26 protein-coding genes are annotated in these 25,997 nt (G+C 68.3%); 16 read left to right on the top strand and 10 right to left on the bottom strand.

Annotation, left to right across the window (positions count from 1 at the left end):
• Positions 1-30: 30 nt before the first annotated feature.
• The 8 genes from H5J31_RS09645 (at position 31) to H5J31_RS09610 (ending at position 7,873) form a co-directional block, all read left to right on the top strand.
• Complete coding sequence (locus H5J31_RS09645; RefSeq protein ID WP_181772138.1) at positions 31-1,077, top strand: sensor histidine kinase; 1,047 nt, start codon at positions 31-33, stop codon at positions 1,075-1,077.
• A complete protein-coding gene (locus tag H5J31_RS09640) occupies positions 1,074-1,724 on the top strand; it encodes a response regulator (protein ID WP_181772137.1) in 651 nt (216 codons plus the stop codon). The genes H5J31_RS09645 and H5J31_RS09640 overlap by 4 nt, the downstream gene beginning before the upstream one ends.
• Positions 1,725-2,130: 406 nt before the next feature.
• Entirely contained in the window at positions 2,131-3,552 is a 1,422-nt protein-coding gene (locus H5J31_RS09635; protein ID WP_181772136.1) for a family 2B encapsulin nanocompartment shell protein, read from the top strand.
• The gene (locus H5J31_RS09630; RefSeq protein WP_181772135.1) at positions 3,549-4,937 is read left to right on the top strand and encodes a family 2B encapsulin nanocompartment shell protein; all 1,389 of its coding nucleotides are present in this window, start codon (positions 3,549-3,551) and stop codon (positions 4,935-4,937) included. The genes H5J31_RS09635 and H5J31_RS09630 overlap by 4 nt, the downstream gene beginning before the upstream one ends.
• A 50-nt stretch (positions 4,938-4,987) precedes the next feature.
• Positions 4,988-5,851: a geranyl diphosphate 2-C-methyltransferase gene (locus tag H5J31_RS09625; RefSeq protein ID WP_181772134.1), complete on the top strand. Its 864-nt coding sequence runs from the start codon at positions 4,988-4,990 to the stop codon at positions 5,849-5,851.
• A 34-nt stretch (positions 5,852-5,885) separates the two neighbouring features.
• The gene (locus tag H5J31_RS09620; protein WP_181772133.1) at positions 5,886-7,028 is read left to right on the top strand and encodes a family 2 encapsulin nanocompartment cargo protein terpene cyclase; all 1,143 of its coding nucleotides are present in this window, start codon (positions 5,886-5,888) and stop codon (positions 7,026-7,028) included.
• Between the two features lie 60 nt (positions 7,029-7,088).
• A complete protein-coding gene (locus H5J31_RS09615) occupies positions 7,089-7,295 on the top strand; it encodes a DUF6232 family protein (RefSeq protein WP_181772132.1) in 207 nt (68 codons plus the stop codon).
• Positions 7,295-7,873 carry a DUF6232 family protein gene (locus H5J31_RS09610; protein WP_181772131.1) on the top strand — a complete coding sequence of 193 codons (579 nt, stop codon included), beginning with the start codon at positions 7,295-7,297 and terminating at the stop codon, positions 7,871-7,873. The genes H5J31_RS09615 and H5J31_RS09610 overlap by 1 nt, the downstream gene beginning before the upstream one ends.
• 153 nt (positions 7,874-8,026) lie before the next feature.
• On the opposite strand, the gene ligA is transcribed toward H5J31_RS09610, so the two are convergent.
• The 3 genes from ligA to H5J31_RS09595 form a co-directional block, all read right to left on the bottom strand.
• Positions 8,027-10,018, bottom strand: a complete 1,992-nt coding sequence (gene ligA, locus H5J31_RS09605; RefSeq protein WP_181772130.1) for an NAD-dependent DNA ligase LigA — start codon at positions 10,016-10,018, stop codon at positions 8,027-8,029.
• Between the two features lie 55 nt (positions 10,019-10,073).
• Positions 10,074-11,171: a calcium:proton antiporter gene (locus tag H5J31_RS09600; RefSeq protein ID WP_181772129.1), complete on the bottom strand. Its 1,098-nt coding sequence runs from the start codon at positions 11,169-11,171 to the stop codon at positions 10,074-10,076.
• Positions 11,172-11,766: 595 nt separating this feature from the next.
• On the bottom strand, positions 11,767-12,303 hold the full coding sequence (locus tag H5J31_RS09595) for a TetR/AcrR family transcriptional regulator (RefSeq protein WP_181772128.1): 537 nt from the start codon (positions 12,301-12,303) through the stop codon (positions 11,767-11,769).
• A 74-nt stretch (positions 12,304-12,377) separates the two neighbouring features.
• Here H5J31_RS09595 and H5J31_RS09590 point away from each other — a divergent pair, with 74 nt between their 5' ends.
• On the top strand, positions 12,378-13,820 hold the full coding sequence (locus H5J31_RS09590; RefSeq protein ID WP_207897766.1) for an aldehyde dehydrogenase: 1,443 nt from the start codon (positions 12,378-12,380) through the stop codon (positions 13,818-13,820).
• Here the strand turns inward: H5J31_RS09590 and H5J31_RS09585 are convergent.
• On the bottom strand, positions 13,804-14,043 hold the full coding sequence (locus tag H5J31_RS09585) for a hypothetical protein (RefSeq protein ID WP_181772126.1): 240 nt from the start codon (positions 14,041-14,043) through the stop codon (positions 13,804-13,806). The two genes, H5J31_RS09590 and H5J31_RS09585, sit on opposite strands and share 17 nt — an antisense overlap.
• A gap of 13 nt (positions 14,044-14,056) precedes the next feature.
• Positions 14,057-14,221 carry a hypothetical protein gene (locus H5J31_RS09580; protein ID WP_181772125.1) on the bottom strand — a complete coding sequence of 55 codons (165 nt, stop codon included), beginning with the start codon at positions 14,219-14,221 and terminating at the stop codon, positions 14,057-14,059.
• A gap of 176 nt (positions 14,222-14,397) precedes the next feature.
• On the opposite strand from H5J31_RS09580, the gene H5J31_RS09575 reads away from it, so the two are divergent.
• Entirely contained in the window at positions 14,398-15,354 is a 957-nt protein-coding gene (locus H5J31_RS09575; protein ID WP_181772124.1) for a LuxR C-terminal-related transcriptional regulator, read from the top strand.
• A gap of 3 nt (positions 15,355-15,357) precedes the next feature.
• Here H5J31_RS09575 and H5J31_RS09570 read toward each other — a convergent pair whose 3' ends face one another.
• Positions 15,358-15,516, bottom strand: a complete 159-nt coding sequence (locus tag H5J31_RS09570) for a hypothetical protein (RefSeq protein WP_181772123.1) — start codon at positions 15,514-15,516, stop codon at positions 15,358-15,360.
• Positions 15,517-15,692: 176 nt separating this feature from the next.
• Between H5J31_RS09570 and H5J31_RS09565 the strand changes: the two genes are divergently transcribed.
• A complete protein-coding gene (locus tag H5J31_RS09565) occupies positions 15,693-15,839 on the top strand; it encodes a hypothetical protein (RefSeq protein WP_181772122.1) in 147 nt (48 codons plus the stop codon).
• Between the two features lie 63 nt (positions 15,840-15,902).
• On the opposite strand, the gene H5J31_RS09560 is transcribed toward H5J31_RS09565, so the two are convergent.
• Positions 15,903-17,237 (bottom strand): tachylectin-related carbohydrate-binding protein, encoded by a 1,335-nt coding sequence (locus tag H5J31_RS09560; RefSeq protein WP_207897765.1) that lies wholly within the window; start codon positions 17,235-17,237, stop codon positions 15,903-15,905.
• A gap of 71 nt (positions 17,238-17,308) precedes the next feature.
• Positions 17,309-18,664, bottom strand: coding sequence for a tachylectin-related carbohydrate-binding protein (locus tag H5J31_RS09555; protein WP_181772121.1), 1,356 nt, complete (start codon positions 18,662-18,664; stop codon positions 17,309-17,311).
• Positions 18,665-18,988: 324 nt separating this feature from the next.
• On the opposite strand from H5J31_RS09555, the gene H5J31_RS09550 reads away from it, so the two are divergent.
• The gene (locus H5J31_RS09550; protein ID WP_181772120.1) at positions 18,989-19,675 is read left to right on the top strand and encodes a HEAT repeat domain-containing protein; all 687 of its coding nucleotides are present in this window, start codon (positions 18,989-18,991) and stop codon (positions 19,673-19,675) included.
• Positions 19,669-20,679: a HEAT repeat domain-containing protein gene (locus H5J31_RS09545; RefSeq protein WP_181772119.1), complete on the top strand. Its 1,011-nt coding sequence runs from the start codon at positions 19,669-19,671 to the stop codon at positions 20,677-20,679. Before H5J31_RS09550 ends, H5J31_RS09545 begins: the two co-directional genes overlap by 7 nt.
• 7 nt (positions 20,680-20,686) lie before the next feature.
• On the opposite strand, the gene H5J31_RS09540 is transcribed toward H5J31_RS09545, so the two are convergent.
• Both H5J31_RS09540 and H5J31_RS09535 read right to left on the bottom strand, forming a co-directional pair.
• Entirely contained in the window at positions 20,687-21,445 is a 759-nt protein-coding gene (locus tag H5J31_RS09540) for a thaumatin family protein (RefSeq protein WP_181772118.1), read from the bottom strand.
• Positions 21,446-21,570: 125 nt separating this feature from the next.
• Positions 21,571-22,146 carry a TetR/AcrR family transcriptional regulator gene (locus H5J31_RS09535; RefSeq protein WP_181772117.1) on the bottom strand — a complete coding sequence of 192 codons (576 nt, stop codon included), beginning with the start codon at positions 22,144-22,146 and terminating at the stop codon, positions 21,571-21,573.
• Between the two features lie 225 nt (positions 22,147-22,371).
• Between H5J31_RS09535 and H5J31_RS09530 the strand changes: the two genes are divergently transcribed.
• The 3 genes from H5J31_RS09530 to H5J31_RS09520 are packed head-to-tail and all read left to right on the top strand — an operon-like array spanning position 22,372 to position 25,947.
• Positions 22,372-22,824 (top strand): (2Fe-2S)-binding protein, encoded by a 453-nt coding sequence (locus tag H5J31_RS09530; protein WP_181772116.1) that lies wholly within the window; start codon positions 22,372-22,374, stop codon positions 22,822-22,824.
• Positions 22,811-23,770 (top strand): FAD binding domain-containing protein, encoded by a 960-nt coding sequence (locus H5J31_RS09525; RefSeq protein ID WP_181772115.1) that lies wholly within the window; start codon positions 22,811-22,813, stop codon positions 23,768-23,770. Before H5J31_RS09530 ends, H5J31_RS09525 begins: the two co-directional genes overlap by 14 nt.
• A complete protein-coding gene (locus H5J31_RS09520) occupies positions 23,770-25,947 on the top strand; it encodes a xanthine dehydrogenase family protein molybdopterin-binding subunit (protein WP_181772114.1) in 2,178 nt (725 codons plus the stop codon). The genes H5J31_RS09525 and H5J31_RS09520 overlap by 1 nt, the downstream gene beginning before the upstream one ends.
• The last annotated feature ends 50 nt before the right edge of the window (positions 25,948-25,997 follow it).

Here is a 25,997-nt window from a genome sequence, read left to right as displayed (position 1 = left end):
GCACATCTGCCGCACGGCATAGGGGGAACGATGAGCACGATCGACACGGTCGCCTGGTGGCGTGCCGTCCCCTCCGCCGCGCGGGAGGCCTCGATCGCGGCCGGTGTCCTCGTCGTCTCGCTCGGCCTTCCCGTGCTCGACGGGCGATCCGTGCCGGTGAGCGTGGCACTTTGGACGCTCGCGGCCTGCGTCCCGCTGCTCTGGCGCCGACGGTTCCCGCTCGTCTCGGTGGCGGTAACCGGGGCGGTGACCTTGGTTTCGCTTTGGCTGGACGCGCCGGTTTCGCCGTGGGCGGCGCTGGTCGCGGTGTTCTCCGCCGCCTACCACCTGCGCCGCGATCGCGTCCTGCTCGCCGTCGCGGCGACGGTCTGGATGCTCGTGGTGGCGGTGCTGCGCGGCGCCCCGATCGCGCCTTCCGACGTGCTCACCGTCGCCGGGCTGGCGGTGCTCCCGGTGAGCCTCGGGTACGCGTTGCGCCTGCAGGCCGCCCGGGCACGCGAACGTGAGCGGAACCGGGTGGCGAGGGAAGTGCACGACCTCGTCGGCCACCAGTTGAGCGCCATCCGGTTGCAGGCCCTGGGCAGCCGCAAGGCGGGAACCGGTGCCGACGAGGCGCTGGACACCATCGCCGGGTTGGCCGGGGAGGCGCTCGGCCAGGTGCGGGCGCTGGTGGACGTCCTCCGCGAGGACGGTGCCCCTGGACTGTCCGATGTGGACAAGCTGGTCGGCGGTATGCGGGGTGCGCTGACCGTGGAGGTCGTACGGGAGCTCGGGGCAGTGACTCCGCCGGAGCACGTCCAGGCCGCCGTGTACCGGATCATCGAGGAGGCGCTCAGCAACGTAGCCCGGCACGCGTCTGCCCAGCGGGCCGAGATCCGCATCGAAACGAGCGACCGGAAGCTGGTCGTGACCGTGGACGACGACGGCCGAGGCGGCACGGAGTCCAAGGAGGGCAACGGAACTCGTGGCATGCGCGAGCGGTCGCGGCTGCTCGGCGGCACCCTGAGCGCTGGTCCGCGCGAAGGCGGGGGATGGCGGGTACGGGCGACGATCCCGCTGGACGGAGGTGGCTGGTGATCAGGGTGATCGTCGCCGACGACCAGGTCGCGGCCAGGGACGGCCTGCGGTTGCTCCTGACCGGCGAGCCGGACATCGAGGTGATCGGTGCCGCGGTCGACGGGACCGAACTGCTCGCCCTCGCCCGGCTACGGCGGCCCGATGTGGTGCTCACCGACATCCGCATGCCCGGAATGGACGGCATCGGGGCCATCAAACGCCTGCGCGAACTCGAACCGGAACCGGCGGTCGTCGCGGTGACCACCTTCGATCTCGACGAATACCTCTTCGGTGCCCTGCAGGCCGGAGCTGTCGGCTTCGTCCTCAAGGACAGCGCGCCTGAATTGTTCGTCGACGCGGTCCGCCTCGCGCACCGCGGGCAAGGGCTGATCGACCCGCAGGTGACCCGGCGGCTGGTGACCCGGTTCGCCCGCACGTCGCCGCGTCCGGCGCCACCCGAACTGGCATCTCTCACTCCTCGCGAAACAGAAGTACTGCGCGGTCTGGCTCGGGGATCGACCAATGCCCAGCTCGCCGAAGAGCTCGGCATCGCCGCCGGCACGGCGAAAGTCCACGTCGAGCGGATCCTGGCCAAGCTCGGCGTCGCCACCCGGGTGCAAGCGGTGATCCAGGCGCACAAGTTCGGACTGGTCACCTGGGACGACTGACACGACTGAGTGTCCGGACGCGACCCTCTGTTTCGTCGCTGTCTGTCAAGTCATCGTCGAACACGGACGGACAGGCGACCCGAAAGAGGTCCGACGGCCCACTCCAACGGCCGCATCGGCGGTACACCGGGGAGTCCCGGGGCGGCGGCGCATAACACCTGAGCACAATCGCTGGACCAATTGTGTGCGGTTATTCGACGGACGGGTCACGGTGCCAAAAGATTGCCGAACCAATGACGGAATCGGCATTCGGGTGGCCTTTTTCCATTACCCGAAAGTGCGCTTGTGCGGGCAAAACACCTTGCTATGTTGATCCAAGCGGGGCCGTCACTTCGGGGAATAACCGGCAAACCGCGGGTTTGTGGATCTTGTTTCTTCACTTGACTATCGAAGGGTGGACCTTGCTGTGACCGTGACCGAATCGGACACTTCCGCCGAAGGTGTCCAGGGGCCGGGAAATCCGCAGCTGAGCTTGGGCCGGGCCGCCGCGCGCAACCTGGCCACCACGACCAAATCCGTTCCGCAGATGCAGGGCATCTCGTCCCGCTGGCTGCTGAAGATGCTCGAATGGGTCCAGGTCAACGGTGGTGCCTACCGGGTCAACCGGCGGCTCAGCTACGCGGTCGGCGACGGACGCGTGACGTTCTCGAAGGTCGGCACCGAGGTCAACGTGATCCCGGCGGAACTGGGTGAACTGAAGCCGCTCAAGGGATACGACGACGAAGAGGTGCTGGAAGAACTCTCCCGCCGCTTCGAACAGCAGGAGGTGTCGGCCGGCGACGTTCTCGTCGAATTCGGCCATCGCGCGGACCGGGTCTACCTGATCGCGCACGGCAAGATCACCAAGACCGGCCCCGGTCCCTATGGTGACGAGACCTCGCTGGGCGTGGTCAAGGACGGCGACTACTTCGGCGCGCAAGCCCTCGTCGACAACGACGGGATCTGGGAGTTCACCGCGAAGGCGGCCACGGCCTGCACGGTGCTGACGCTGACCCGCCAGGCTTTCGAGCACGTCCTCGAACAGTCCGAATCCCTGCAGGCGCAGATCGAAGCCGCGTCCCAGGACACCGGACGTGCCAACGACTTCGGCGAGGCCGAGATCGACATCTCCTCCGGGCACGACGGCGAACCGCTGCTGCCGGGGACGTTCGTCGACTACGAGACCTCGCCGCGTGAATACGAACTCAGCGTCGCCCAGACGGTGCTGCGCATCCACAGCCGCGTTTCCGACCTCTACAACCAGCCGATGGACCAGACCGAGCAGCAGCTCCGCCTGACCATCCAGGCGCTGCGCGAGCGCCAAGAGCACGAGATGATCAACAACGCGGAGTTCGGCCTGCTGAACAACGCGGACTTCTCCCAGCGCATCGCGACCCGCACCGGCCCGCCGACCCCGGACGACCTCGACGATCTGCTTTCCCTGGTGTGGAAGGAACCCAGCTTCTTCCTCGCCCATCCGCGGACGATCGCCGCGTTCAGCCGGGAATGCAGCAAGAAGGGCATCTACCCGACCGGTGTCGACCTCGGCGGGCACAAGGTGCCTTCCTGGCGCGGGGTCCCGATCCTCCCGTGCAACAAGATCCCGGTGAGTCAGACCAGCACCAGTTCCGTGCTCTTGATGCGAACCGGCGAGAGCAACCAGGGCGTCGTCGGCCTGCGTCAGATCGGCCTCCCCGACGAGTACGAACCCGGACTGAACGTCCGCTTCATGGGGATCTCCGAGCAGGCGATCATCTCCTACCTGGTCAGCACCTACTACTCGGCCGCCGTACTCGTGCCGGACGCGCTCGCCGTACTCGAAGCCGCCGAACTCGGGCGTGAGGGATGACCGCCACGACGCCGGAGACCGACCGGCGGCTCAGTCTCGGCCCCGCGGCCGCGCGGAACCTGGCGACCACCACCAAGACGCGGCCGCAGATGCAGGGCATCACGCCGCGATGGCTGCTGAAGATGCTGCCCTGGGTGGAGGCCACCGGTGGCACCTACCGGGTCAACCGGCGGCTCACCTACGCGATCGGCGACGGTCGGGTGAGCTTCACCAATGTCGGCACCGAGGTCCGGGTCGTTCCGCAGGAACTCGCTGAATTGGCCCTGCTGCGTGGTTTCGACGACGAAGACACGCTCACCGCGCTCGCCGACCGGTTCGTACAGCACGAGTACCAGCCCGGTGAAACGATCGTCACTCACGGCTCGCCGCTGAACGAGGTCGTCCTGGTCGCCCACGGCAAGGTCGCGAAGGTGGCTCCGGGCGCGTACGGCAACGAGGCGTCCGTCGGCAGCATGGCCGATGGTGATCACTTCGGTGACGAGATGCTCGCCGGGATCGACCGGAACTGGCCTTTCACCGCCAAGGCCGTCACCCCGGTGATCGTGCTGACCCTGCGCGCGGAGGATTTCGCCGACCTCAACGGCCGGTCCGAGGCGATGCGCCGGCACGTGCAGGACATGCTGGCGATGGGTACCAAACCCCAGAACGCCCGGGGTGAGGCCGAGATCGGGATGTCGTCCGGGCATGACGGCGAACCGCCGCTGCCGGGCACCTTCGTCGATTACGAGCTCTCGCCGCGCGAGTACGACCTGGCCGTCGCGCAGACGGCGCTGCGGGTGCACACGCGGGTGACCGATCTCTACAACCAGCCGATGAACCAGTTCGACGAACAACTGCGGCTCACCGTGGCGGCGTTGCGGGAGCGGCAGGAATTCGACCTGATCAACAACCGCGAGTTCGGGCTGCTGCACAACGCCGACCTCAAGTCGCGGTTCCAGACCCGGTCGGGTCCGCCCACTCCCGACGACATGGACGAACTCGTCAGCCGCCGCCGCAAGACGAAGTTCTTCCTCGCCCATCCGCGCGCGATCGCCGCGTTCGGCCGGGAGTGCACGCGCCGCAGCCTGTATCCCGAAGGCACCACGGTCGACGGGAAGGTCGTCTCGGCCTGGCGCGGCGTGCCGCTCCTGCCGTGCGACAAGATCCCGATCACCGACGCGGGTACCTCGTCGATCCTCGCCATGCGGACCGGTGTCGAGGACAACGGCGTGATCGGCCTGCACCAGACCGGCCTTCCCGACGAGGTAGAGCCGGGTCTCAACGTCCGGTTCGACGGCATCACCGACCAGGCGGTGGCCACCTACCTGGTCAGCACCTACTACTCGGCCGCCGTCCTCGTACCCGACGCGCTCGGCGTCCTCGAGAACGTCGAGGTCGCGCGTTGACCCCTCGCCCCGCCGCACCGAAAACGAATGCCCGAGAAAGGACCACGCAAGTGACGATTGCCCGCACTCCCGTTCCCACCAAGGTTCTGCGCACCGAGTACCAGAAGTCGGTGGCGTCGTACTGGAACAAGGAGAAGGACCCGGTCAACCTCCGGCTGGGTGACGTGGACGGGCTCTATCACCACCACTACGGCGTGGGCGAGGTCGACTGGTCGGTGCTGGAAGGCCCCGAGGAGACCCGTGACGAGCGGATCATCGCCGAAATGCACCGGCTGGAGACCGCGCAGGCCGACGTCCTGCTCGATCACCTCGGCGACGTCAAACCGGACGACCGGCTCCTCGACGCCGGCTGCGGGCGCGGCGGGTCCAGCATCATGGCCAACGCACGCTTCGGCTGCCACGTCGACGGGATCTCGATCTCGGAGAAGCAGGTCGAGTTCGCCAACCATCAGGCGGACATCAGGGGCGTCGCCGACCGCGTGCGCTACCACTTCCGCAACATGCTCGACACCGGCTTCGAAACCGGCTCGCGCAAGGCGATCTGGAACAACGAGAGCACCATGTACGTGGACCTCCACGACCTGTTCGCCGAGCACGCGCGGCAACTGGAGTTCGGCGGCCGGTACGTCACCATCACCGGGTGCTACAACGACGTGACCGGTGGCCGGTCCAAGGCGGTCGCGCAGATCGACCAGCACTACACGTGCAACATCCATCCGCGCAGCGAGTACTTCAAGGCGATGACGGCGAACGGCCTGGTGCCGATCTCGGTGGTGGACCTGACCGCCGACACGATCCCGTACTGGGAACTGCGGGAGAAGTCGTCGGTGGCCACCGGGATCGAGGGCCCGTTCCTCGACGCCTACCGGGAGGGCAGTTTCCACTACCTGCTCATCGCCGCGGACCGGATCTGATCCCACGCCGACCTCGACCACCGGAGTGACCGCGATGACGGAACAAGGCGCTCTGGCCACGCTTCTGGCGGGGCCGAGCGGACTGGGAACGTCCGCCGCACGGCTGGCCGCCCGGCTCGCGAACCCCCCGGCGGCGACGGAGATCCCGTCGCCGCCGGGGCCCGAACCGGCGCTGGATCCGGCGTACGCGTTCAGGCCATGGGGCGACGGATCGGCTCCGCCGCTGTACTGCCCCCTCACCGAACGGATCAACGATCCGCTCGGTGAGGAGGTCGACCGGCGGCTGGCCCTCTGGGCGGGGGAGTGCGGCTTCGACGAGGAGGAGTGCGAGCAGATCGGGACGGCGGGCTTCGGCAGGCTGGTCACCCTCGCCCATCCGGACTGTGAGGATCCCGAGCGGTTGCTGATCTCGGCGAAGCTCAACGCCTCCTGGTGGGCGGCCGACGATCTCTACGCCGACGACACCTCCCTCGGCGCCGTTCCGGCGGAGCTGCCGCCGAAGCTCGCGTTGGCGATGGCCGCCATGGACCCGGTGCCGTCGTTGGGCGAGTTCAGCCGCGACCTCGACGAGACGCTGCGAGGCGACCGGGTCCTGATCGCGCTGAATTCGAGCACGGACTACCTGCGAGCGTCCGGGACGGCCGCGCAGGTGCAGCGTGTCTGCTATTCGACATTCGCGATGTTCGTGAGCTGGACGGCGTACGCGGCTTGGCGCCACAGCGGGAAATACCCGCCGGCGTGGGAGTATCTCGCCGCCCGCCAGCACGACAGCTTCTACACGTCGATGACGCTGATCGACGTCCTCGGCGGTTACGAACTGACGGCGAACGTCTACTACGACCCGCGGGTCCGGGAGGCGGCGATCCAGGCGGGCACCGCGGCGGTGCTCGTCAACGATCTGCACTCGGTCGCCAAGGACCTCGAAGACGAGTCGCCACCCTGCAACGCGGTGCTGCTCATCGCCGACGATCGGCAATGCTCGATCGAGGAGGCCACGGCGATCACCGTCGAACTGCACAACGACGTCGTCCGGGACTTCCAGCGGGCGCACGAACAGCTGAGCGCGGTGCCTTCCGTCGAACTGCAACGTTTCCTGCGCGGGTTGCGGGCATGGATGGGCGGCGGGTTCGAATGGCACTCGACGAGCCCGCGGTACAAGACGAAACCGGCGGACTGACGATTTCGCGAAAATGCGAAAAGCCGTAACCGATTCGGCGAATCGCGCGACTTGAACACCATGGCGAAGGAGCCCTCGGCGGAGATCCGAATCAACAAACGAACTGTCCAGATCGGCGATGCCGTGTACCCGCTCGCGGCGATCTCACGGGTGCGGACCGAACGCGTCGCTCCTCGAGGGCCCGCTCCGATCTACCGGGTGATCGAGATCGTTCTCTACCTTTGCGCGTTTCTGGCCTTCGCGCTGTACATCACGGAGTCGTTCTAGTGGCCCTTACGCATCTCCTGATGTTGCTGGCGCTGATGCTGATGGCGCTGCGGGCCCTCTATCTCGTCGGCATACTGCTACGCCGCCCGTTTCACTCGCGGTACGCGCTGGTCATCGAAACCGCCGGTACCGCGTTCACCGCCTTGACCGGCCGGGAACCGCAAGTACTGGAGCGACTCAAGCACGAGATCACCCACGCGATAGAGAATCCCCCGGACAGGGAGGTCGTCGTGGTCGCGGGCGGTGACGTCGTCTTCGGGAATCAGCACAACCAGTCCGGCAGGCATAACACCCTGGTGGACAACAGTTCCGCCGGAATTTCTCCGGCGGAACTGGACGCCGCCGTGGCGGAGCTCAGGTTCCTCGTGGCTCAGTTGAGGGCCGAAGGCGTGGTCGGGCAGGACGGGTCCATCACGGACCCGGGTGAAGTGGTCTCCGCGGTGAAAACGCGGGCGGGCGGCCTGACCGCCCTGGGCAAGGCCGTGGCCGGCGGCGCCCAGGACGGCGTCCTGTCGGTGGTGAAGGACGGTGTGGCTCGCCTGATCGTCGAGCTGATCAAGAGCCAGACCGGCGTCTAGACGCGTGTTTCATAGGGAGGAGACGGTCAAAGGTGTCGTGTTCGTGGGTACAGCTGGTCGTGAGTGGCGTTTCGGGTTAGAACCCGAAACGCCACTCACGACCAGCTGTACCGTTCGATGGGCCGCCTGGGCGCGGAGACCGCGAACCTGACGCTAGACGACACCGGCCGCGATCAGTTGCTGCCAGATCACGCCCTGGTCCACGACCTCGACTTCCAGCTTCTCGGCCTTCGTGAGCTTGCTGGCGCCGACGTCGGCGCCGGTGATGAGCAGATCGGTGTTGGCCGATACCGACGACGCGATGGTCGCGCCCGCTTTTTCGCACAGCCGCTGGAAAGTCGGGCGCGGCACCTTCTCACCGGAGCGCGGGTCGCTGATCGATCCGGTGACCACGACCGTCTTGCCTTCCAGCGGCGCACCGGCCACGACGACCGGTGGGAGGTCCTCGTCGCGCACGTCCAGGGAGACGCCGACCTCCCGTAGCCGCTCGAGTTCCGGCTTGAGCCGTGTGAGGTGCTCGATCAGCGAAGCGGCCACCTTGGGGCCGATGTCCTCGACGGCCACGAGTCCTTCTTCGCCCGCCTCGACGACGGCTTCCAGCGAACCGAAACCGGCGCGGCACAGCCGAGCGGCGGTGCCTTCGGACGCCATCGGGATCGCGAGGCCGATCAGCGACCGGCGCAGGCCGACGGCGCGGCTGGCGTCGATCGACTCGATCATGCGGGTGGCGGAGACCTCGCCGATGCGGTCGAACTCCAGCAGCGTCTCCTTGGTGAGCCGGTAGAAGTCCGACGGATTTTCGAGGATGCCCGCCTCGGCGAGCCGTTCGATCCAGACACCACCGATCGCGTCGATGTCCGCGGCCGCGCGCGAAGCCCAGTGGATCAGCCGCCGCACGGTCTGGGCGGGGCAGGCGACGTTGGTGCAGAACAGTTCCCGGCTGTTGCCCTGTTCGGTCAACGGCTCTTCACACGACGGGCACACCGACGGGGGAATGATCTCGCGTTCCTCGCCGGTGCGCTTCGCGGCGTCGAGGACGCCGGCGACGAACGGGATCACGTCACCGGCGCGGCGCACCAGCACGGTGTCACCGATCTTGATGCCGCGGGCGCGGATGACCTCCTGGTTGGCCAGCGTCGCGCGCGTGACGGTCGTGCCGCCGACGAACACCGGCTCCAGCCAGGCGACGGGGGCGATCTTGCCGGTCTTGCCGACGTCCCAGACCACGTCCGCGAGCACGGTGGTCTTCTCCTCGGCGGCGAATTTGAACGCCAGCGCCCCGCGAGGCGAGCTCGACCGGGTTCCGGCGGCGGCGTACGCGTCGCGATCGGCCAGCCGCAGGACGGCGCCGTCGAGGTCGTAGTCGAGGTCGTTGCGCTGCTGCTCGATGGTCGTGATGACCTCTTGAGCCGCTTCGGCGTCTTCGCAGCGCCGCATGTCGGCGGCGGTGAAGCCGAGCGTCCGCAGCGCCCCGTCCAGGTCGGTCTCGGCGCTGTCGGGATCAGTGGTGAGGTCGAAGGCGAAGAACCGCAGACGTCGTTCGGCGACGGTGGCCGGGTCCTTGGCGCGCAAGGTGCCGGCGGCGGCGTTGCGCGGGTTGATCAGCGGCTTGTCCGGGTGCACCTTGTTGTAGGCGGCGAAGGTGGACCGGAGCATGACTGCCTCACCGCGGACCTCGACTCGCCCGGGCGCGTCGACCTTGTCCGGTACTCCGTCGGTCAGCGCCTTCACCAGCACGGTGACGTCATCGCCGGTGGTCCCGTCGCCGCGGGTGATCGCCCGCGCGAGCCGTCCGTTCTCGTAGACCAGGGCGAGCGACAGGCCGTCCAGCTTCGGCATGACCACGACCGACTGGCCGGGGAAACGGGCGAAGAAGGCCGCGACCTGCTCGGGTTTGGTCGCCTTCTCCAGCGACAGCATCGGCCGCGAGTGCCGGATGGGCGCGTGCAGTACGGCGGGCGCGCCGACCTGGTCCAGCGGGTTCGGATCCGGCGTCAGTTCCGGATTGGCTTCGATGAGCCCCCGCAACTCGTCTTCGATCGCGTCGTAGTCGGCGTCCGCCACTTTCGGCGAGCCCCGGTAGTAGGCGTCGCGGAGGACGACGATCTGATCGGCGAGTTCTTGGATGCGGTCCCGAGCGTTCACGGGGCAGAGATTACCCGTGACCACCGACAGAACTCCGTCCGAAGAGGACTCCGTGTCACGGGTTGACGGCGAGCACCAGGAACGAGGCGAGCAGCACCAGGTGCACGCCACCCTGCAGACGGGTCGCGCGGCCGGGGACCACGGTGAGCACGCTGACCGCGATCGTCAGCGCGAGCAGCACGATGTGGGTGGCGCCGAGACCGAGCATCAGGGGGCCGTCCAGCCAGATCGACGCCAGCGCGATGGTCGGGATGGTGAGCCCGATGCTCGCGATCGCCGAACCGTAGCCGAGGTTGAGACTGGTCTGCATCCGGTCGCGCCGTGCGGCCCGCGTCGCGGCCAGGGTCTCCGGCAGCAGCACCAGCAGGGCGATCACGACACCGACGAACGACTGCGGGAAGCCGGCCGCGCGGACCCCGGATTCGATCGCGGGCGATTCGACCTTAGCCAGACCGACGACGGCGACGAGGGCGACCAGCAGCAACACCAAGCTGGTCAACGCGGCCTTGTTGGTCGGCGGCTCGGCGTGCTCCTCCTCCTTGATGGAGCCGTCGGTGTCGACCGGGAGGAAGAAGTCGCGGTGACGCACGGTCTGGGTGAGCACGAAGAGGCCGTAGAGCAGCAGTGACGCGATGGCCGCGAAGGTGAGCTGCGTGCCGTTGAACTCGGGGCCGGGAGTGCTGGTGGTGAACGTCGGCAGCACGAGGGTCACCGAAGCGAGCGTCGCGACGGTCGCGAGTGCGCCGCCGCTGCCTTCCGGGTTGAAGTGCGTCTCGCCGTAGCGGCGTGCACCGACCAGAAGCGAGATGCCGACGATGCCGTTCATGGTGATCATGACCGCCGCGAACACCGTGTCGCGGGCCAGCGTCCCGGCTTCGGGTCCGCCGGAGGCCATCATCGTGACGATCAGCGCGACCTCGATGACCGTCACGGCGATCGCCAGCACCAAGGAACCGAAGGGCTCGCCGACGCGGTGCGCGACGACCTCGGCGTGATGCACCGCCGCCAGCACTGTCGCACCCAGCGCGAGCGCCACGATGACCACCGGCACCGGACCGAGGTCACGGCCCCAGCTCAGCGCCAGCACGACCAGGGCCAGCACCGGGGCGACGGTGGTCCAGGAAACCGGGAATCGTTTACGGGTGGCGGCCATGCCGACACTTTTGCACACCCTGCGTGACATCGCCGCTCCATGACGGGTGCGGGGTGACGAACTCCCCAGTGTGCCGTTCGTTCAGTTACCGGCGAAGTCGCATGAGTATTTCGCGAAGGGGTCGTGAGTGTTTTGGGTTGTTAGGGCCAACCGTGTCTTAGGTACCTGCGGTCGGGCGGGTTGGCGTGACTGGACGGACGTCACCCGTGACTGGACGGACGGCACGCGTGACTGGGCGGACGGCAAGCGTGACTGGGCGGACGTCACCGAGTGTCGTCCGTCTGATCACGTGTGCCGTCCACCCAGTCACGCGAAAGCACCGACCCGGCCCGGCTTGGTCGTGTGGTGAAGGCGGTGAGAGCCAACCGGGTCTTAGGTGCCCACTGGGTTCTGGCTGCGGTGGGTCGTAGGTCCGGTCCGTGAAGGCCTCCTTCCCTACCCTGAAAGTAGGCAAGGAGGCCTTCACGGACTTATGGGTCGTCAACGTGCACCAGCAGCGCGGGTGGCCAGGGTGCCGCGCCGTGGTCGGTCAAGGGGCTCGTGAGTGGTAAGGGTCGTTAGAACGACCCAAAACACTCACGAGGCCGGACTGGAGTCAGGGCGCGCCGACTCCGCGCAGGAAAGTGCTCACGAGCAGATCGGCGGCCTGAGGGGCGCCCACCTCTTCCTGGGAGGCCAGGTGCAGCAGCTGGATCAGCAGACGGCTCACCCAGCCGTCCGGGAGGTCCGCGCGGAGGAAGCCCTCGTCGGTGGCGCGCTGGAGGAACGCGTCCACTTCGGCGGACAGGCGGCCTCGACGGTCCTGAATGGACGGTTCGGCCCGCATGCGGGTCAGTTCGACCGGCCATTTGCGGTTGACCTCGATGATGCCTTCGACGTAGCGGTGCAGCGCCACGGGGACCGCGGACTCGTCGAGCCGGGCCGTGCGGACGACCTTCTCGACAGCGTCCAGGCGCGCGTCGTAGATGGCGGCCAGGAGGTCTTCGCGTGAGGCGAAGCGCCGGTAGACGGTTCGCCGGTCGACGCCTGCTTCGGCGGCGATCGCGCTGATGCTCGCCGAAGGGTCGCTGGCGAGCATCAGCGCGCCCGTGGTCAGGACCGCTTCGAGATTGCGTGCCGCGTCAGCTCTCACTCCGGGAATGTATCACAGACTTGTGTCGTTAACTGCCATAAGTGCTACGTTGGCGTGACAGTTAGGGAGTGCGAATGAACGACAAGCTCTTCATCGGAGGCGAGTGGACGACGCCGAGCGGCACGGCACGGCTCGACATCGTGTCCCCGCACGATCAGACGGTCCTAGGCCGGGTCGCTCAGGCCTTGCCCGCCGACATCGATCGCGCCGTCGCCGCGGCCAGAGCGGCCTTCGACGCGGGCCCCTGGCCGCGGACGGCGCCGGAGGAGCGGATCGCGGTGCTCCGCCGGGTGAACGCGCTGAGGGAGGCACGCGCGGAGGAGATCGCCGAGCTCATCTCGGCCGAGAACGGTTCCGCCCTCTGGTTCACGCGGGCGGGTCAGCCGGGATTGACCCGGCAGGCCGTCGCGTTCCTGAAAGCGGCGGAAGCCTTCGGCTGGGAGGAAACCCTCACGCCCTCGGATCCGTCGGTGCCGTTCCGCTCGATCGTGCGCCGCGAACCGATCGGCGTGGTCGCCGCGATCATTCCGTGGAACTCACCGTTCTCCGCCGCGTTGGCCAAGGTCATCCCGGCGCTGCTGGCGGGGAATACGGTCGTCCTCAAGGTCTCGCCGGAGAACTCGCTCAGCATGAACCTGCTCGCGGACCTGTTGTCCGAAGCCGGACTGCCGTCCGGGGTGATCAGCGTCCTGCCCGCCGATCGCGAGACCAGCGAGTACCTGGTGAAGCACCCCGGCGTGGACAAGATCGCGTTCACCGGTTCGACCGCGGCCGGACGGCGGATCGCGTCGCTGGCCGGAGCGCGGCTCAAGCGGGTCAGCCTGGAACTGGGCGGGAAATCCGCGGCCGTGATCCTGCCCGACGCCGTCCTGGAAGACGTCTTCGCCGGTCTGAAGTTCGGCTCGTTGCTCAACAATGGCGAGGCGTGCATCGCGCAGACGCGGATCCTCGCGCCGCGTGGCCGGTACGACGAGGTCGTCGCCGGGCTCAAGGAGATGATGGAGTCGCTCGTGGTCGGCGATCCGGCGGACGAGAAGACCTTCATCGGGCCGATGGTGCGTCCCGGTCAGCAGCGGCGGGTGCGCGACTACATCGAAATCGGCCTCGCCGAGGGCGCGCGTCTGGTCACCGGAGGGCCCGAAATCCCGGCCGGGCTGGACAAGGGCAATTACGTCACGCCGACGTTGTTCGCCGACGTCGACAGCACGATGCGCATCGCCAGGGAAGAGCTCTTCGGCCCGGTCCTCGTCGTCCTTCCTTATGACGACGAGGACGACGCGGTCCGCATCGCCAACGACTCCGAGTACGGGCTCTCCGGTGGCGTGTGGTCGGCCGACGAGGAACACGCGCTCGCCGTCGCGCGGCGGATGCGCACCGGAACCGTCACGATCAACGGCGCTCCCATCGGTTTCGACGGGCCGTTCGGCGGGTTCAAGGCCAGCGGCGTCGGACGTGAGTACGGTGCCGCCGGCCTCGCGCAGTACGTGGAGCTCAAAACCGTCACCGTCGGATCGTGATCTTGGTCCGCTCGTCCGCGGCCACGAGCCGCTGAAGCCGGAAACGGCACAGCGCGTGGAACATCTCGGCCAGTTCTTCGGCGTCGATACGGCCTTCGAGGTCGCGCCGGCTGGCGTTGAGCACCCTGCTGATCACCGACGCGGGCAGGCGGCCGCCGAACTCGCCCATCACCCAGACGCCGATTTCGCCGATCTCGTCCGTCGCCGAGCCCTGTGCGGTCATCAGGCTGCCCCGTTCACGTCGCGGTGTCGCCGGACGGCTTGTCCGGCGACACTGCGACCTGCGGTCGGAAACCCCATGACGGCAAAGCGGCGAGATTGCTCTGCTTGGCGCAATATCGTTGGGCGACGAGGTCGAGCAGCAGCACGATCGGCAAGGAAATCACCGAAGCGAGCGACATCGCGACGGTGTGTGCCTTGAACGTTCCACGTGTGCTCGACCCCAGCAATGCGTTCGGCGCGCCGGGCGACGGCTACACGCGGGCGGTGCTGGACCGGGTCGGCGCGGGCGGGTCGTGAGTCCTTAGCCGTTCCTTGCCAGGACTCGTAGGCTCGGGAACGGAGAACAGGGGGCGCGATGCTGGAGGGGTTGCTGTCGTCCGGTGCCGGTGCGCTGTACGACGTCATGGTGCGGTCCGGGCCGGTGCCGCTGGACGATCCGCGTGCGGACAGCCCGGAGATGCGGGAGCTGTTCGACCAGGGTTTCGTGCGGCGTGACTATCGCGGAGACCCGGTGATCGCCCCGATGGAGCCGGTGCGCGCGGTCGATCACGCGATCCTGGGCGCGCAGCAACGTCTGCTCGAACAGCAGCGGCAGATCATGACGGCGCGGCAGCAGCTGGACATGCTGCAGGCGGTGTACCGCTCCGCCTATGGTGGCGGCGGTGACGCCGCGGTCGAAGTCCTGACCGATCCGCAGCGGATCGGTTCGCTGTCGCTGGAGCTGTGCCTGTCGGCGAAGGACGAGTTCCTCGCGTTCACGACCCGGCACTTCAAACGGAAACCGGACGCGAACACGGTGATGGCCCTGCCGGACGCGGTCACCGAACGCGGGGTACGGCTGCGCAACGTCTACGAGCGCGCCGCTCTCGAATTCGACGGCGCGAAGGACGTGGTCGACGCCAGTATCGCGGCGGGCTGGGAGATGCGGGTCGCGCCCGAGCTGCCGATGAAGATGGTGATCGCGGACCGGCATTCCGCGCTCGTGCCGCTCGACCCGAGCGGGATGGAAGGGGCGGTGTTCGTCCGGAGCCCGACCGTGGTGGCGGCGCTGCGGATGCTGTTCGAGCTGGTGTGGAGCCAGTCGGTGCACGTGGGCGATACCGCGGGCAAACCCCGGCACGGGCTCACCGCCGCCCAGGCGAAGGTGCTCGACCTGCTGGCCACCGGGATGACCGACAGTGCGATCGCCCGGCACCTCGACGTCAGCGAGCGCACGGTGCGGCGCCACGTCCAGAGCCTGTTGGAAGCCCTTCAGGCCGACAACCGGGTGGCCGCCGTCTACGCGGCCACCCGCCTGGGCTGGCTGGGCTAGCGATCACTCGAGCTTCGAGCAGTATCCGCCGGTGGAGGTCCAGATCCACACGCACTTACGCGACGGGTCCTGGATCGCCTCCGCCGGCTGGGCGCTGACCGTTCCGAAGGCCACCGTCGCCACGACCGCAGTGACCAGTCCCGCCAGTACTCGCTTGATCATTTCGTCCTCCCCGATGCTCTGACCTGTATGTTGAGACAAATTAGGCCCGAATGTCACTTAAGGGAAGGGGTAAGTCCGGCCACTGTCCGGATCCGGCCACGGTGCCCTGGCCAAGATCGGACAATGGCCGCTGCTGACCGCTGCGCGAGCGCTCGGCCCGCTCGTAGCGTCGGGTCATGAGCGACGACGAGGACCCGCGCTGGTGGGCTGAAGCGGGTAGCGATCCTCGCCCCGCGCCGGCCGGCTGGTGGCCGGAGACCGACACGTTGTCCTGGGTCCGGACCCCGGAGGCGAACGGCGAACCCCCGGCACCTCTCGAATGACGGCTGCCCGGTCTCCCTCGTGAGGGAGACCGGGCAGCCGTCATTCGGGACACTGGCAAGGAATCAGCCGCTGAAAGGCTGGGCGGACAGGAGGATCTGGCTCCAGCCCTTGGCATCGACCGGGTCGGTGCCGAAGCCCTGGATGTCCGAGCCGTCCAAGTCGAACGGGTTGCGGTCGTGGTAGCGGTAGAGCCCGCCATCGCGGGTCTGGCCGTAGTAGAGGCCGTAACCGGGGGAGACGAGCTGGTCGATGGAGCTCCACCGCTCGGCCAGGGTGGCGCCGGCCCAGGTGTAGTCCGCGTTGACGCGGTACGAACGCAGCACGCCGGTGGTGCTGACCCCGAGCAGCCAGTCGTCGCCGGTGGCGGTGAGGGTCCGCAGGGTGAAGCCGGTGCCGATCACCGCACGCTGTCCGATGTGGACGGAGGACGGCTTGGGGCGGGACACCACATAGGACATCAGGGTGCTGCCGGCGATCCCGTAGAGGTGGCCATGGCCATCGTAGGTGAGCGTGTCGTGTGTCCAGCCGCCGCCGAGTGCGACCGGGGCCGAGAACTGCAGCGACGTGCCGTTGGTGAGGACGTCGACGCGGTAGAGCACCCCGGACGGCGAAGTCGCGAGCAGCGTGTTGAAGTTGAGTGTCGCCAACGTCTTCGGGACGAACCCGAGGTTGTCGGTGGAGACAACGGTCTTCGTGCGGTCCCCGGACTGGGAGTTGATCGTGGAGTAGGTGAGCCTGCCGTCGGACAGCGCGCCGTACACGGACACGGTGCTCGCGGTGGGCCCGCTCAGTTCGTCGACGATGCGCTGGGCGTCGGCCGCCTGCGGCTGGTAGCGCGCGGGGAAGCCGGATCGTTGCACCGCCTGGCAGACCTCACCGATCGGCGCGGTACGCCATTTGCCGTTCGGGTAGAAGTCCTCCATCACGTTCAGGAACGCGTTCGTCGCCCAGGCGGGGTTGAGCCGCTGCGCCTCCGTGCCCCAGGAGTCGAGCTGCTGGAACAGGCCGAGGCTGGTGTGGTCGATCTTCTCGTTGATGTTCTGGATGAGGGATTCGACGATCGTGGTGGTGATCGCGATGACCGCCGCCCGCTCGTCGAGCCCGCGCTGCTGCACGGCGTTGATGACCGCGCGGGCACAGGACACGCGATACGGGGTCATGGCGTTCTTCAAGGCGCCCTGCAGGACGCCGTTGAGCCGGGCGGAGGCCGCGGTGTCGGCGGCTGTCGGCCCACCGGGGACACAGGGAGAGGACGGGTAGGCCGCGGTGACCGCGAACTTGGTGGCCGCCGTGGGGGAATCGGTCGAGGTGGTGGTGGCGTTGGCGGTGGTGGCGCCGGCACACAGGATGGTCGTCGTGGCCACGATCGCGGCCAGCCGTCTGGACAGCAAACGCATGGGGACTCCGGAAGGTAGAGGATGGTGCGGGTGCCGCGGCGGTCGTCGCCGCGGCACCGCGGTGAACGGGATCAGGCGCCGGGCGGCGAGACGTAGCCGGAGATCAGGACGTTGTCCCGGCCGGAACGCGCGGTGTCGGGGTCGATCACGCGACGGCTGACCTTCTGGTCGACGTTGCCGCCGACGACCGTCAGCTTCCCGTCGGGATGCACGGCGGTGACCACGTCGACGTGACCGCCGGCCGAACCGTCCGGCGCGCCGTAGATCGCCCAGTCACCGGGTTTGGGGCTGCCGTGGCTACTGCCGGTCCGCGCTTTGAACAGGCCGCGTTCGACACCCCAGCTGCCGAGGGCGCGGGCGATGAAGGTGTTGCGCGGTACGCCGGAGACGCCGGCCGCCGACCAGGTCCAGGTCGCGAACATCGCGCACCAGTCGAGTCGTCCCTGGTCGCAGGAGGCGTGGTACTTGTCGCAGCTCGGCTCGGTGGTGCCGACCTCGCCGGTGGCCAGCGTGACGATCTTCCCGCGCAGCGGTTTGGTCGGTGTGGTGGCCTTGCAGGTGCCCGGGTCGGCGGACAGCAGGTCCTGGGTCCAGCCGCGGGAAGCGACCGGGTCGTTCAGGTGGTAGGCGATGTCGGCGCCGGAGCCGTCGGCCGGGTCGGCGTCTTCGTACCAGTACATGGCCCCGTCGGGGTTCTTGCCGTAGTACAGGCCCCCGCCGGGGGAGAGGAGGTTCTCGAAGCTCTGCCAGCCGCGGTCGTCGAGCTGGGCGCGGGTGTAGGTGGTCCCGGTGGTGGAGACGGCGTAGCCGATCAGCTGTCCGTCGGCCGCTGTCGCGACCAGGCGGTCGTCACCGGACGCGGCGAGCGTCTTCAGTGCGAAACCGCCGTTGCCGATCTCGCGGCGCTGACCGATCTGGGTCGTACCGGGCTTGTCCCGCGACACCAGGTACTGCAGCAGCGAACCGCCGGAGGTCGTGCCGTAGAGGTGGCCGTGCCCGTCGTAGGTCAGCAGAGTGTGGGTCCAGCCGTGCTGGAGGTCGATCGGGTCGTTGAACGTCAGGCTGGTGCCGTTCGTGAGGACGTCGACCCGGTAGAGGACGCCCGCGGTGGACGTCACGAGAATGGTGTTGAAATTGAGCGTCGCCATCGCCTTGGGCGTGAACCCGAGCGTTTTCGTCGACGCCACGACATGGCCGATGTCGCCGGTGTCGGGGTCGATCGAGGTGTAGGTCAGCCGGCCGTCGGGGAGGACGCCGTACACCGAAACGGCACCCGAGCAGGACGCGTCGGCGTAGGCCGGTGCGGCGCCGACGGAGATGGTCGTGATGCCGCTCAGCAGGATGCCGAAGGCCAGCAGCGTCGCTCTTAAGTCACGTCTCCGGTTCTTCGCTTTTCTTCTTTCGGGCAGGAATCGGCGAACGAGCATCGGAATACCTCTCTGGGAAAGGAACATCGGTGAATGTTTCGGGGAAAGCGGGAAACCGTTCCCCTGCTCCGATTTCCTGGATGAGGTTAGGACCGGGCGACGGGCCGCACATGCTCGTTTCCGGCCAATGTCCGCATGAGGCCATCGACCCGTATCATGCTCGATCCTGTCCACAAAACACTGGAAGTCGAGCGGGCGCTGACCGAGGCGACGACTGGCATGTCGGCGGAGTCGGCGGGCCGCGATCCGGACCGGCCCGCTCACCTGACCCGGTCGGTGGTCTTGACCTTGACACGATGACAAGGTCTTCACTGTGGCGAGGAGGTGGTTCCCATCAACGCGCCACAGAAGACTTCACTGGATACACGCCTGCTCGACGCCTTGAGTGCGGAAAGCTCGTCGACCCGGCTTCAGGCCGCACTGGCGGCCGGGACGCACCCTGACCCGCGTTTCGTCGAGACGCTCCTGGCGCGATGCGCGATCGAGCCGGACTTCTACGTGCGCGACATGCTCACATGGGCGCTGACCCGACACCCGGCGGAGATCACGGTGCCGGCGCTCGTCGCGGAGGTCCGGTCCGAGCAGGATCAAGCCAGGAGCCAGGCGTTGCATACGCTGTCCAAGATCGGGGACGGGACGGCTTGGCCTGCGATCACGCGGTCGCTGCTGCACGATGCGAACGACGAGGTCGCGCGGAGCGCCTGGCGTGCCGCGGTCGTCCTCGCGCCCGCCGGCGAGCAGAAGGGACTGGCCGTGGAACTGGCCGCACAACTCGGTCGCGGTGACCGGAACGTGCGTTTGAGCCTCAGCAGGGCTCTCGTCGCGCTCGGAGACGTGATCGAGCCCGCCCTGCGGCCGGGCCTGGTCAGCGGTGACCCGGCGGTGCGTGCGCACGCTCGTGCCACGGAGCGGCTCCTGCGTGACCCGGACGCCGCTTTCGACGCGGACATCGACGAGGCGAAGCGGGTCGCCGCGCTCGGCCCGGAACGAGCCGCGGAAGCCTCGTGCTGATCGGTGAGGTGGCGCGCCGCTCGGGGGTGAGTACCCGGATGCTCCGGCATTACGACTCCCTCGGGCTGGTGCGCCCGACCGGCCGCACCGTGGGCGGCTATCGCGAGTACTCCGATGAGGACATCCGCCGGATCTTCCACGTGGAGAGCCTGCGTTCGCTGGGATTGTCACTCAAGCAGATCGGACGTGCCCTGGAGGATCCCGCCTTCGAACCGTCCACTCTGGTCGGTGACCTCATCCGCCGCACCGAAGACCGGCTGCGACGGGAGCAGGAGCTGCTGGAACGGCTCCGGACGGTCGATGCCTCGACGTCCCACGGCTGGGAGGGCGTCCTGCGGATCGTGGAACTCCTGCGCGGGCTCAGTTCGCCGGACGCCGCCCGTCGGCAGCAAGCCCTTCTGGGCCCGAACGAGGACGTGCCGGTTCCCGCCGAGCTGCTGGCCGGCGCGGTCCTCGCCGAAGCCGACCCGAACGTCGCCGGTGCGCTGCGGTGGGCCCTCGCACGGGCGGGCGGTGACGGTCTGCGGGGCTTGTCGCCCGGTCTTCGTTCGGAGGACGTCGGCATCCGGCGGCGCGCGGTTCTGGCGATCGCCGAGATGTCCGGTGACGAAGCGACCGCGGTACTCGCGGAAGCACTCGGGGACCCGGACCCGACGGTGCGCGCGCAGGCCGCTTTGGCCTTGGGTTCGCGTGGCGAGACCACGGCCGTGCCGGCGCTCGTCGGCATGGTGGTGGACGGCACGAAGGACGTCGAGGCGGGCGAGGTCCTGGGGGCGTTGTCCTCGGACCCCGGCTGCGCGGACCGGGTCATGAGCGCGCTGACAGACGAACTGGCCGCGCATACCGCGGACTCCGCGGTGCGGATCCGCCTGACACAGGCACTCGCAGAGATGCCGCCGGGGATCGCTCGGGACGCCCTGCGAGACCTTGCTCACGACGACGATCGTGCGGTCGCCCTCGTCGCGTCGGCCCTCGCGGCGATGCTGGAAGAGCGGTCTGGCTGACCCGGGTTCAGATCCCGCGGTGGAACGTGACGACGAAACCGCTGCAGTCGCGGCATTGCCGCACGGTCTGGTTACCCTGTTCGGCGTCCTGTTTGGACCAGGCGTAGGCCTTCGGGCAGCGACTGGAGATGGCGTCGCTGTACGCGGTCCTGGCGTCCCGGTTCGGGTTGGTGCACAACAGGGGTGTGCCGTTGGCATCCCGCGTCAGGTTCTCGGGCGGGCAGGATTCCAGCAACCGCAGCGAGCAGCCGACCTCTTCGCATTCCGTCGATCCCGGAGGAGCCTGGGCGTCGCGTGGCTCGATGGTGATCGAGAGCGAGACGGCGTTGACGTAGCTGACGTTGTACCAGGGGGCCAGGCCGTCGTTCCGGTCGAAGTTGAACTCCGCCAGGCTCGCGGGCTGCTCGCCGTGGACGCAGCGGTCGGGCTGGTTCCCGCAGTCCCCGACAGTGCAGTGGAAGGTGCCGCCGGGGGTTCCGGTGCATCCCTGCCTGGCGAAGAACTTTCCCCGCCAATGGGCGGGATCGCCGGATTCGGGAATGGCGACGGTCGCCTGCTGGGTGTCGTTCAACGCGGGAAGGCCGGTGAGGTTACGTGATCCGTCGGCGTTGACGGCGCTGCCGATCCAGATCGTCCGTCCGGACCGGTTGACGAACGTGACGGTGTGATCCGCGTCCTCGGTCGCCATGGAGGAACTGCTCGAAATCCCGGTGATGACCGCCGCGGCGGTCGCCAAGGCCAAGACCGCGTGAAGGAACCTGCGCATTCGTCCTCCTCGGTTCACCGGAGACCGTGCTTCGCCGATCCTGACAGCTCTCCCCGACCCTGTCTTCACGCTCGGCCACATACTGCGCGCCCGGCCGCCTCGCGTGACTGGACGGACATCTCGCGTCAGGTCCGGTCGGTGCCCATCCCGCGCCACAGCAGGTCGATCAGGCTCGCGACGTCGCGCCGCCACTCGCCTTTCGGGTCGAGGTACAGCAGGCCGCCCAGGCTGCGCAGGACGGTCTCGGGTTCCAGGTCCGAGCGGATGGTGCCGGCGTCGACATTGGCCTTCACCAGCGTGGAGACCGCACCGACCATGGCCTGGTAGGCGCTCGCGGGCAGTTCTCCGCGCGATGCCGTCGCGGCGCGCAGGGCGTCGGCCAGGCCGCGTTTGGTCATCATGTAGTGGGCCAGGTGGTCGGTCACCCACGCCCGGAAGGCCTGCTCCGGGGTGTACTTCTCGAGCAGGCGAGGCACGACCTCGACGAGCTGGCGCACCTCGCGTTGATAGACCGCCAGGATGAGGGCTTCGGGGGTCGGGAAGTGCCGGTACACCGTGCCGACGCCGACCTCGGCCTCTTTCGCGATGGCGTTGAACGAGACCTCGCCCGAGCAGGCCAGCGACTTCGCCGCGGTGGCGAGGATGCGCTCGTGGTTGCGCCGGGTGTCCGCGCGCCGGGGGTTGACCGATCCCGTCCGCATCGCGCCTCCCGTCCGCCGATTCCGTCGTTCCTGAGAATGTAGCCGAGGAATTCCCGGAACCTGGAGCGACTCCAGGGGCGAGTACCGACATTGCCAAGCGGATTGTAATCCGCTAACTTGAAAATCGAAGCGGATGAATATCCGGTTCACATCCTGAACGGACTCCCACCACCTCAACCTACGCCGTCCGGCCCTCGGCCCGGGCGATCTGCGGAAAGAGATCCAGTGGACATCTCACTCGAAGTCAATGGCAGGACGGAACATCTGAGCGTCGATCCCGGGGTGACACTGCTGGACGCCCTGCGGGAGCGGCTGGACGTCACGGGCCCGAAGAAGGGCTGCGACCGGGGCCAGTGCGGTGCCTGCACGGTGCACGTCGACGGACGTCCGGTGCTCTCCTGTCTCACCTTGGCCGCCACCGTGAAGAAGCCGGTGACCACGGTCGAAGCACTGTCTACAGAGGACGGTCTGCATCCGGTCCAGCAGGCGTTCGTCGACCAGGACGCCCTGCAGTGCGGGTTCTGCACGTCGGGGCAGATCATGTCGGCGGTCGCCGCCGTCGAACAGGATGTCGAGGACGTCCGGGAGTTCATGTCCGGCAACCTCTGCCGGTGCGCGGCGTACCCGAACATCATCGCGGCGGTCCAGCAGGCGAGGAGGGTCGATGCGTCCCTTTGAGCTGATCGCACCGGAGACCGTCGAAGCCGCGGTCTCCTCACCCGGCACCTTCCTGGCGGGCGGCACCACGCTCGTCGACCTGATGAAACTCAATGTGCTGACACCGCGGCAGGTCCTGGACATCAACTCGGTGCCGTTGCGCGGTATCGACACCTCCGACGGGCTGCGGTTCGGCGCGCTGGAGCGGATGGGCGACATCGCCGGGCACCCCGGCGTGTACCCGGCGATCTCGCGGGCGCTGCTGCTCAGCGCGTCCCAGCAGATCCGGAACATGGCCAGCATCGGCGGAAACCTGATGCAGCGCACCCGCTGCTCGTATTTCCGCGACGTCGCCATGCCGTGCAACCGGCGGGACCCCGGCAGCGGCTGCCCCGCGATCTCGGGCGCCAACCGGATGCACGCCGTCCTGGGCACGAGCGATTCGTGCGCGGCGACCCACGCCAGCGACGTGGCCGTCGCCCTGGTCGCTCTCGACGCGAAGCTCCGGCTCGTCAGCGAGACCGGGACGCGCACCGTCGAACTGGGCTCCTTCTACCGCCTTCCCGGCGACACCCCCGAGGTGGAGAACGACCTGCGGCCCGGTGAGCTGATCGCCGAGGTCATCGTCCCCAAGCTGGATTGGGCGTCGAATTCCACCTACGTCAAGGTGCGGGACAGGCAGTCCTACGAGTTCGCGCTGTGTTCCGCGGCGGTCGCGCTGCACGTCGAGGACGAGCGCATCGTCGACGCCCGGGTCGCGGCCGGTGGCGTGGCGACCGTGCCGTGGCGGCTGCCCGCGGTCGAGGAGGCCTTACGCGGTGCTCCCGCGACGGTCGCCTCCTTCGAAGCCGCCGCGGCGCTGGCCACCGAGGGCGCACGCCCGTTGTCCGGGAACGGATTCAAGACGTCGTTGCTGCCGCGGACCCTTGTCCGCGCGCTGCTCGAACTGACCGAGGGGAGCCGCTGATGACCAGCCGGGTGGACGGACCGCTGAAGGTCACCGGCCAGGCCAAGTACGGGGCGGACCACACCTTCCCCGGCCTGGTGCACGGGTACGTCGTGACGAGTTCGATCGCGCACGGCGAGATCGAGGCGATGGACGTCACCGCCGCGAAGAGCGCTCCGGGGGTGATCGACGTGTTCACGCCGTTCGACCCGCTGGCACTGCTCACGCCGGTCACACCGTTCTTCGGCGAGACCTGGGTTCCGTTGCAGGACAGGGAAGTCGCCTACCGTGGCCAGCCGATCGGCTTCGTGGTGGCCGAGACCTACGAGCAGGCTCGCGACGCGGCGATGCTCGTCGAGGTCTCCTACCTGGCCCGGCCTGCGCTGACTTCCCTGCAGGACGGCCTCGCTTCGGCCGAGGACGCACCGGAGGCACGAGGCGGCGAACCCTCATCGCTCGAAATCCTCGCCCCCGGGGTGGAGTCCTTCGAGGACGTGCTGGCGAAGAGCCCGGTGGTCGTCGAGGCCACGTATTCCACCGCGACCCAGCACCACGCCGCGATGGAACCGCATTCCGCGGTCGCGGTATGGGGTCCCGACGGTCTGACGATCCACAGTGGCAACCAGGGTTCCGACCTCCAGGCGGCGGAACTGGCCGGCGCGCTGGACACCAAACCGTCCGAGGTACACGCGCTGAACCCGTTCGTGGGCGGGGCGTTCGGTGGCAAGGGCCGCACTTCCGCGCCGGCGTTCCTGGCCGCTGCGGCGGCCCGGGCTCTCGACCGGCCGGTCAAGGCCGTGCTCAGCCGGGAACAGGTCTTCACCGCGACAGCGGGCCGCGCCGCGACCGTGCAGAAGATCGCCCTCGGCGCGGAACAGGACGGCACGCTCAACGCCTTGCGGCACGACTCGTGGTGCAGCACCGCGATGGACCGTTCGTTCGTCGAGCCGACGTCGCACGGCACCTCGCGCGAGTGGTACGCGACCCGGAACCTGTCGATCAGCCAGAAGATGGTGCCGCTGAACATCCCGCCGACCACGTTCATGCGGGCGCCGGGCGAGGCGCCCGGATCGTTCGCGCTGGAGAGCGCGATCGACGAACTCGCGGTCGCCTTGAAGATGGACCCGATCGAGCTGCGTCAGCGGAACAACTCGACCGCGCCGCCCGGCAAGGACCTGCAGTGGTCGAGCAAACACCTCGACGAATGCTTCCGCGTCGGCGCGGCCCGCTTCGGCTGGTCGGAGCGCTCGCCCCAGGGGCGGACCGACGGCGACTGGCTCGTGGGACTCGGCACGGCCACCGCCATGTTCCCCGCTCTGCGGTTCCCGGCCACGATCGAGATCACCCTGCTGCCCGACGACACGGCCGTCGTCGGCACCAGCGGGGCGGACCCGGGGACCGGGCTGCTGACCGTGCTTTCCTTGGTGGGCGGGGAATCGCTGGACATCTCCCCGGACCGGATCGTGCCCAGGCTCGGAGACTCGGCGCTGCCTTCCGGCGGCCTGTCGGGTGGTTCGACGGCCACCGCGAGCGCGGGGTCGGCCATCATGATCGCCGCGGCCAAGGCGATCGACGATCTGCTGACCGTGGCGTCGGCTCCGGGCGCGCCGTTCGAGGGCATGGACGTCTCCTATGCCGACGGCAAGGTGCTGGCCGGGGACCGGTCGATGACCTTCGGCGAGGTGTTGCGGACGCTGAAGCGCCCGTCGATCTCCGTGACCGGCTCGTCCGCACCCGGCGAGGAGCTGACGAAGCATTCGTTCAGCTCGTTCGGCGCCCAGTTCTGCGAAGTGCGCGTGCACAAGTGGACGCGCGAGATCCGGGTGTCCCGCATGCTCGGCGTATTCGACGCCGGCCGGGTCATCAACCCGACGGCGGCGCGAAGCCAGATCATCGGCGGCATGATCTGGGGTGTGTCGGCCGCTCTGCACGAGGGGCTGGAGATCGAGGACGACGGTCGCTTCGCCAATGGTGACTTCGCGAGCTACTTGATCCCGGTGAACGCGGACATCCCCGAAGTCGACGTCCACTTCGTCGAGTACTCCGACACCTTGCACAACCCGGTCGGCGCGAAAGGCCTGGGCGAGATCGGCACCGTCGGGATGGCGGCGGCCGTGGCGAACGCCGTCCACAACGCCACCGGCATCCGGGTGCGGCACATTCCCATCCTCGTCGAGGACCTCCTCGACGAAGCGTGACGCGCACGGAGGAAGGCCCGGGTCGGTTCGCGAACCGACCCGGGCCTCCT

The sequence above is a fragment of the Amycolatopsis pittospori genome (assembly GCF_013870525.1).
Taxonomy (GTDB): Bacteria; Actinomycetota; Actinomycetes; order Mycobacteriales; family Pseudonocardiaceae; genus Amycolatopsis; species Amycolatopsis pittospori.
The sequence above is the reverse complement of the archived record's forward strand: the minus strand, read 5'-3'. Positions and strand labels throughout refer to the sequence as shown.

Coding starts and splice junctions, on each gene's coding strand:
- H5J31_RS09580 (WP_181772125.1), bottom strand. CDS start 14,221: ATGTCGCTCGCTTCGGTGATTTCCTTGCCGATCGTGCTGCTGCTCGAC.
- H5J31_RS09575 (WP_181772124.1), top strand. CDS start 14,398: ATGCTGGAGGGGTTGCTGTCGTCCGGTGCCGGTGCGCTGTACGACGTC.
- H5J31_RS09585 (WP_181772126.1), bottom strand. CDS start 14,043: ATGACCGCACAGGGCTCGGCGACGGACGAGATCGGCGAAATCGGCGTC.
- H5J31_RS09525 (WP_181772115.1), top strand. CDS start 22,811: ATGCGTCCCTTTGAGCTGATCGCACCGGAGACCGTCGAAGCCGCGGTC.
- H5J31_RS09600 (WP_181772129.1), bottom strand. CDS start 11,171: ATGGCCGCCACCCGTAAACGATTCCCGGTTTCCTGGACCACCGTCGCC.
- H5J31_RS09630 (WP_181772135.1), top strand. CDS start 3,549: ATGACCGCCACGACGCCGGAGACCGACCGGCGGCTCAGTCTCGGCCCC.
- H5J31_RS09560 (WP_207897765.1), bottom strand. CDS start 17,237: ATGCGTTTGCTGTCCAGACGGCTGGCCGCGATCGTGGCCACGACGACC.
- H5J31_RS09620 (WP_181772133.1), top strand. CDS start 5,886: ATGACGGAACAAGGCGCTCTGGCCACGCTTCTGGCGGGGCCGAGCGGA.
- H5J31_RS09590 (WP_207897766.1), top strand. CDS start 12,378: ATGAACGACAAGCTCTTCATCGGAGGCGAGTGGACGACGCCGAGCGGC.
- H5J31_RS09555 (WP_181772121.1), bottom strand. CDS start 18,664: ATGCTCGTTCGCCGATTCCTGCCCGAAAGAAGAAAAGCGAAGAACCGG.
- H5J31_RS09565 (WP_181772122.1), top strand. CDS start 15,693: ATGAGCGACGACGAGGACCCGCGCTGGTGGGCTGAAGCGGGTAGCGAT.
- H5J31_RS09520 (WP_181772114.1), top strand. CDS start 23,770: ATGACCAGCCGGGTGGACGGACCGCTGAAGGTCACCGGCCAGGCCAAG.
- H5J31_RS09645 (WP_181772138.1), top strand. CDS start 31: ATGAGCACGATCGACACGGTCGCCTGGTGGCGTGCCGTCCCCTCCGCC.
- H5J31_RS09535 (WP_181772117.1), bottom strand. CDS start 22,146: ATGCGGACGGGATCGGTCAACCCCCGGCGCGCGGACACCCGGCGCAAC.
- H5J31_RS09540 (WP_181772118.1), bottom strand. CDS start 21,445: ATGCGCAGGTTCCTTCACGCGGTCTTGGCCTTGGCGACCGCCGCGGCG.
- H5J31_RS09615 (WP_181772132.1), top strand. CDS start 7,089: ATGGCGAAGGAGCCCTCGGCGGAGATCCGAATCAACAAACGAACTGTC.
- H5J31_RS09570 (WP_181772123.1), bottom strand. CDS start 15,516: ATGATCAAGCGAGTACTGGCGGGACTGGTCACTGCGGTCGTGGCGACG.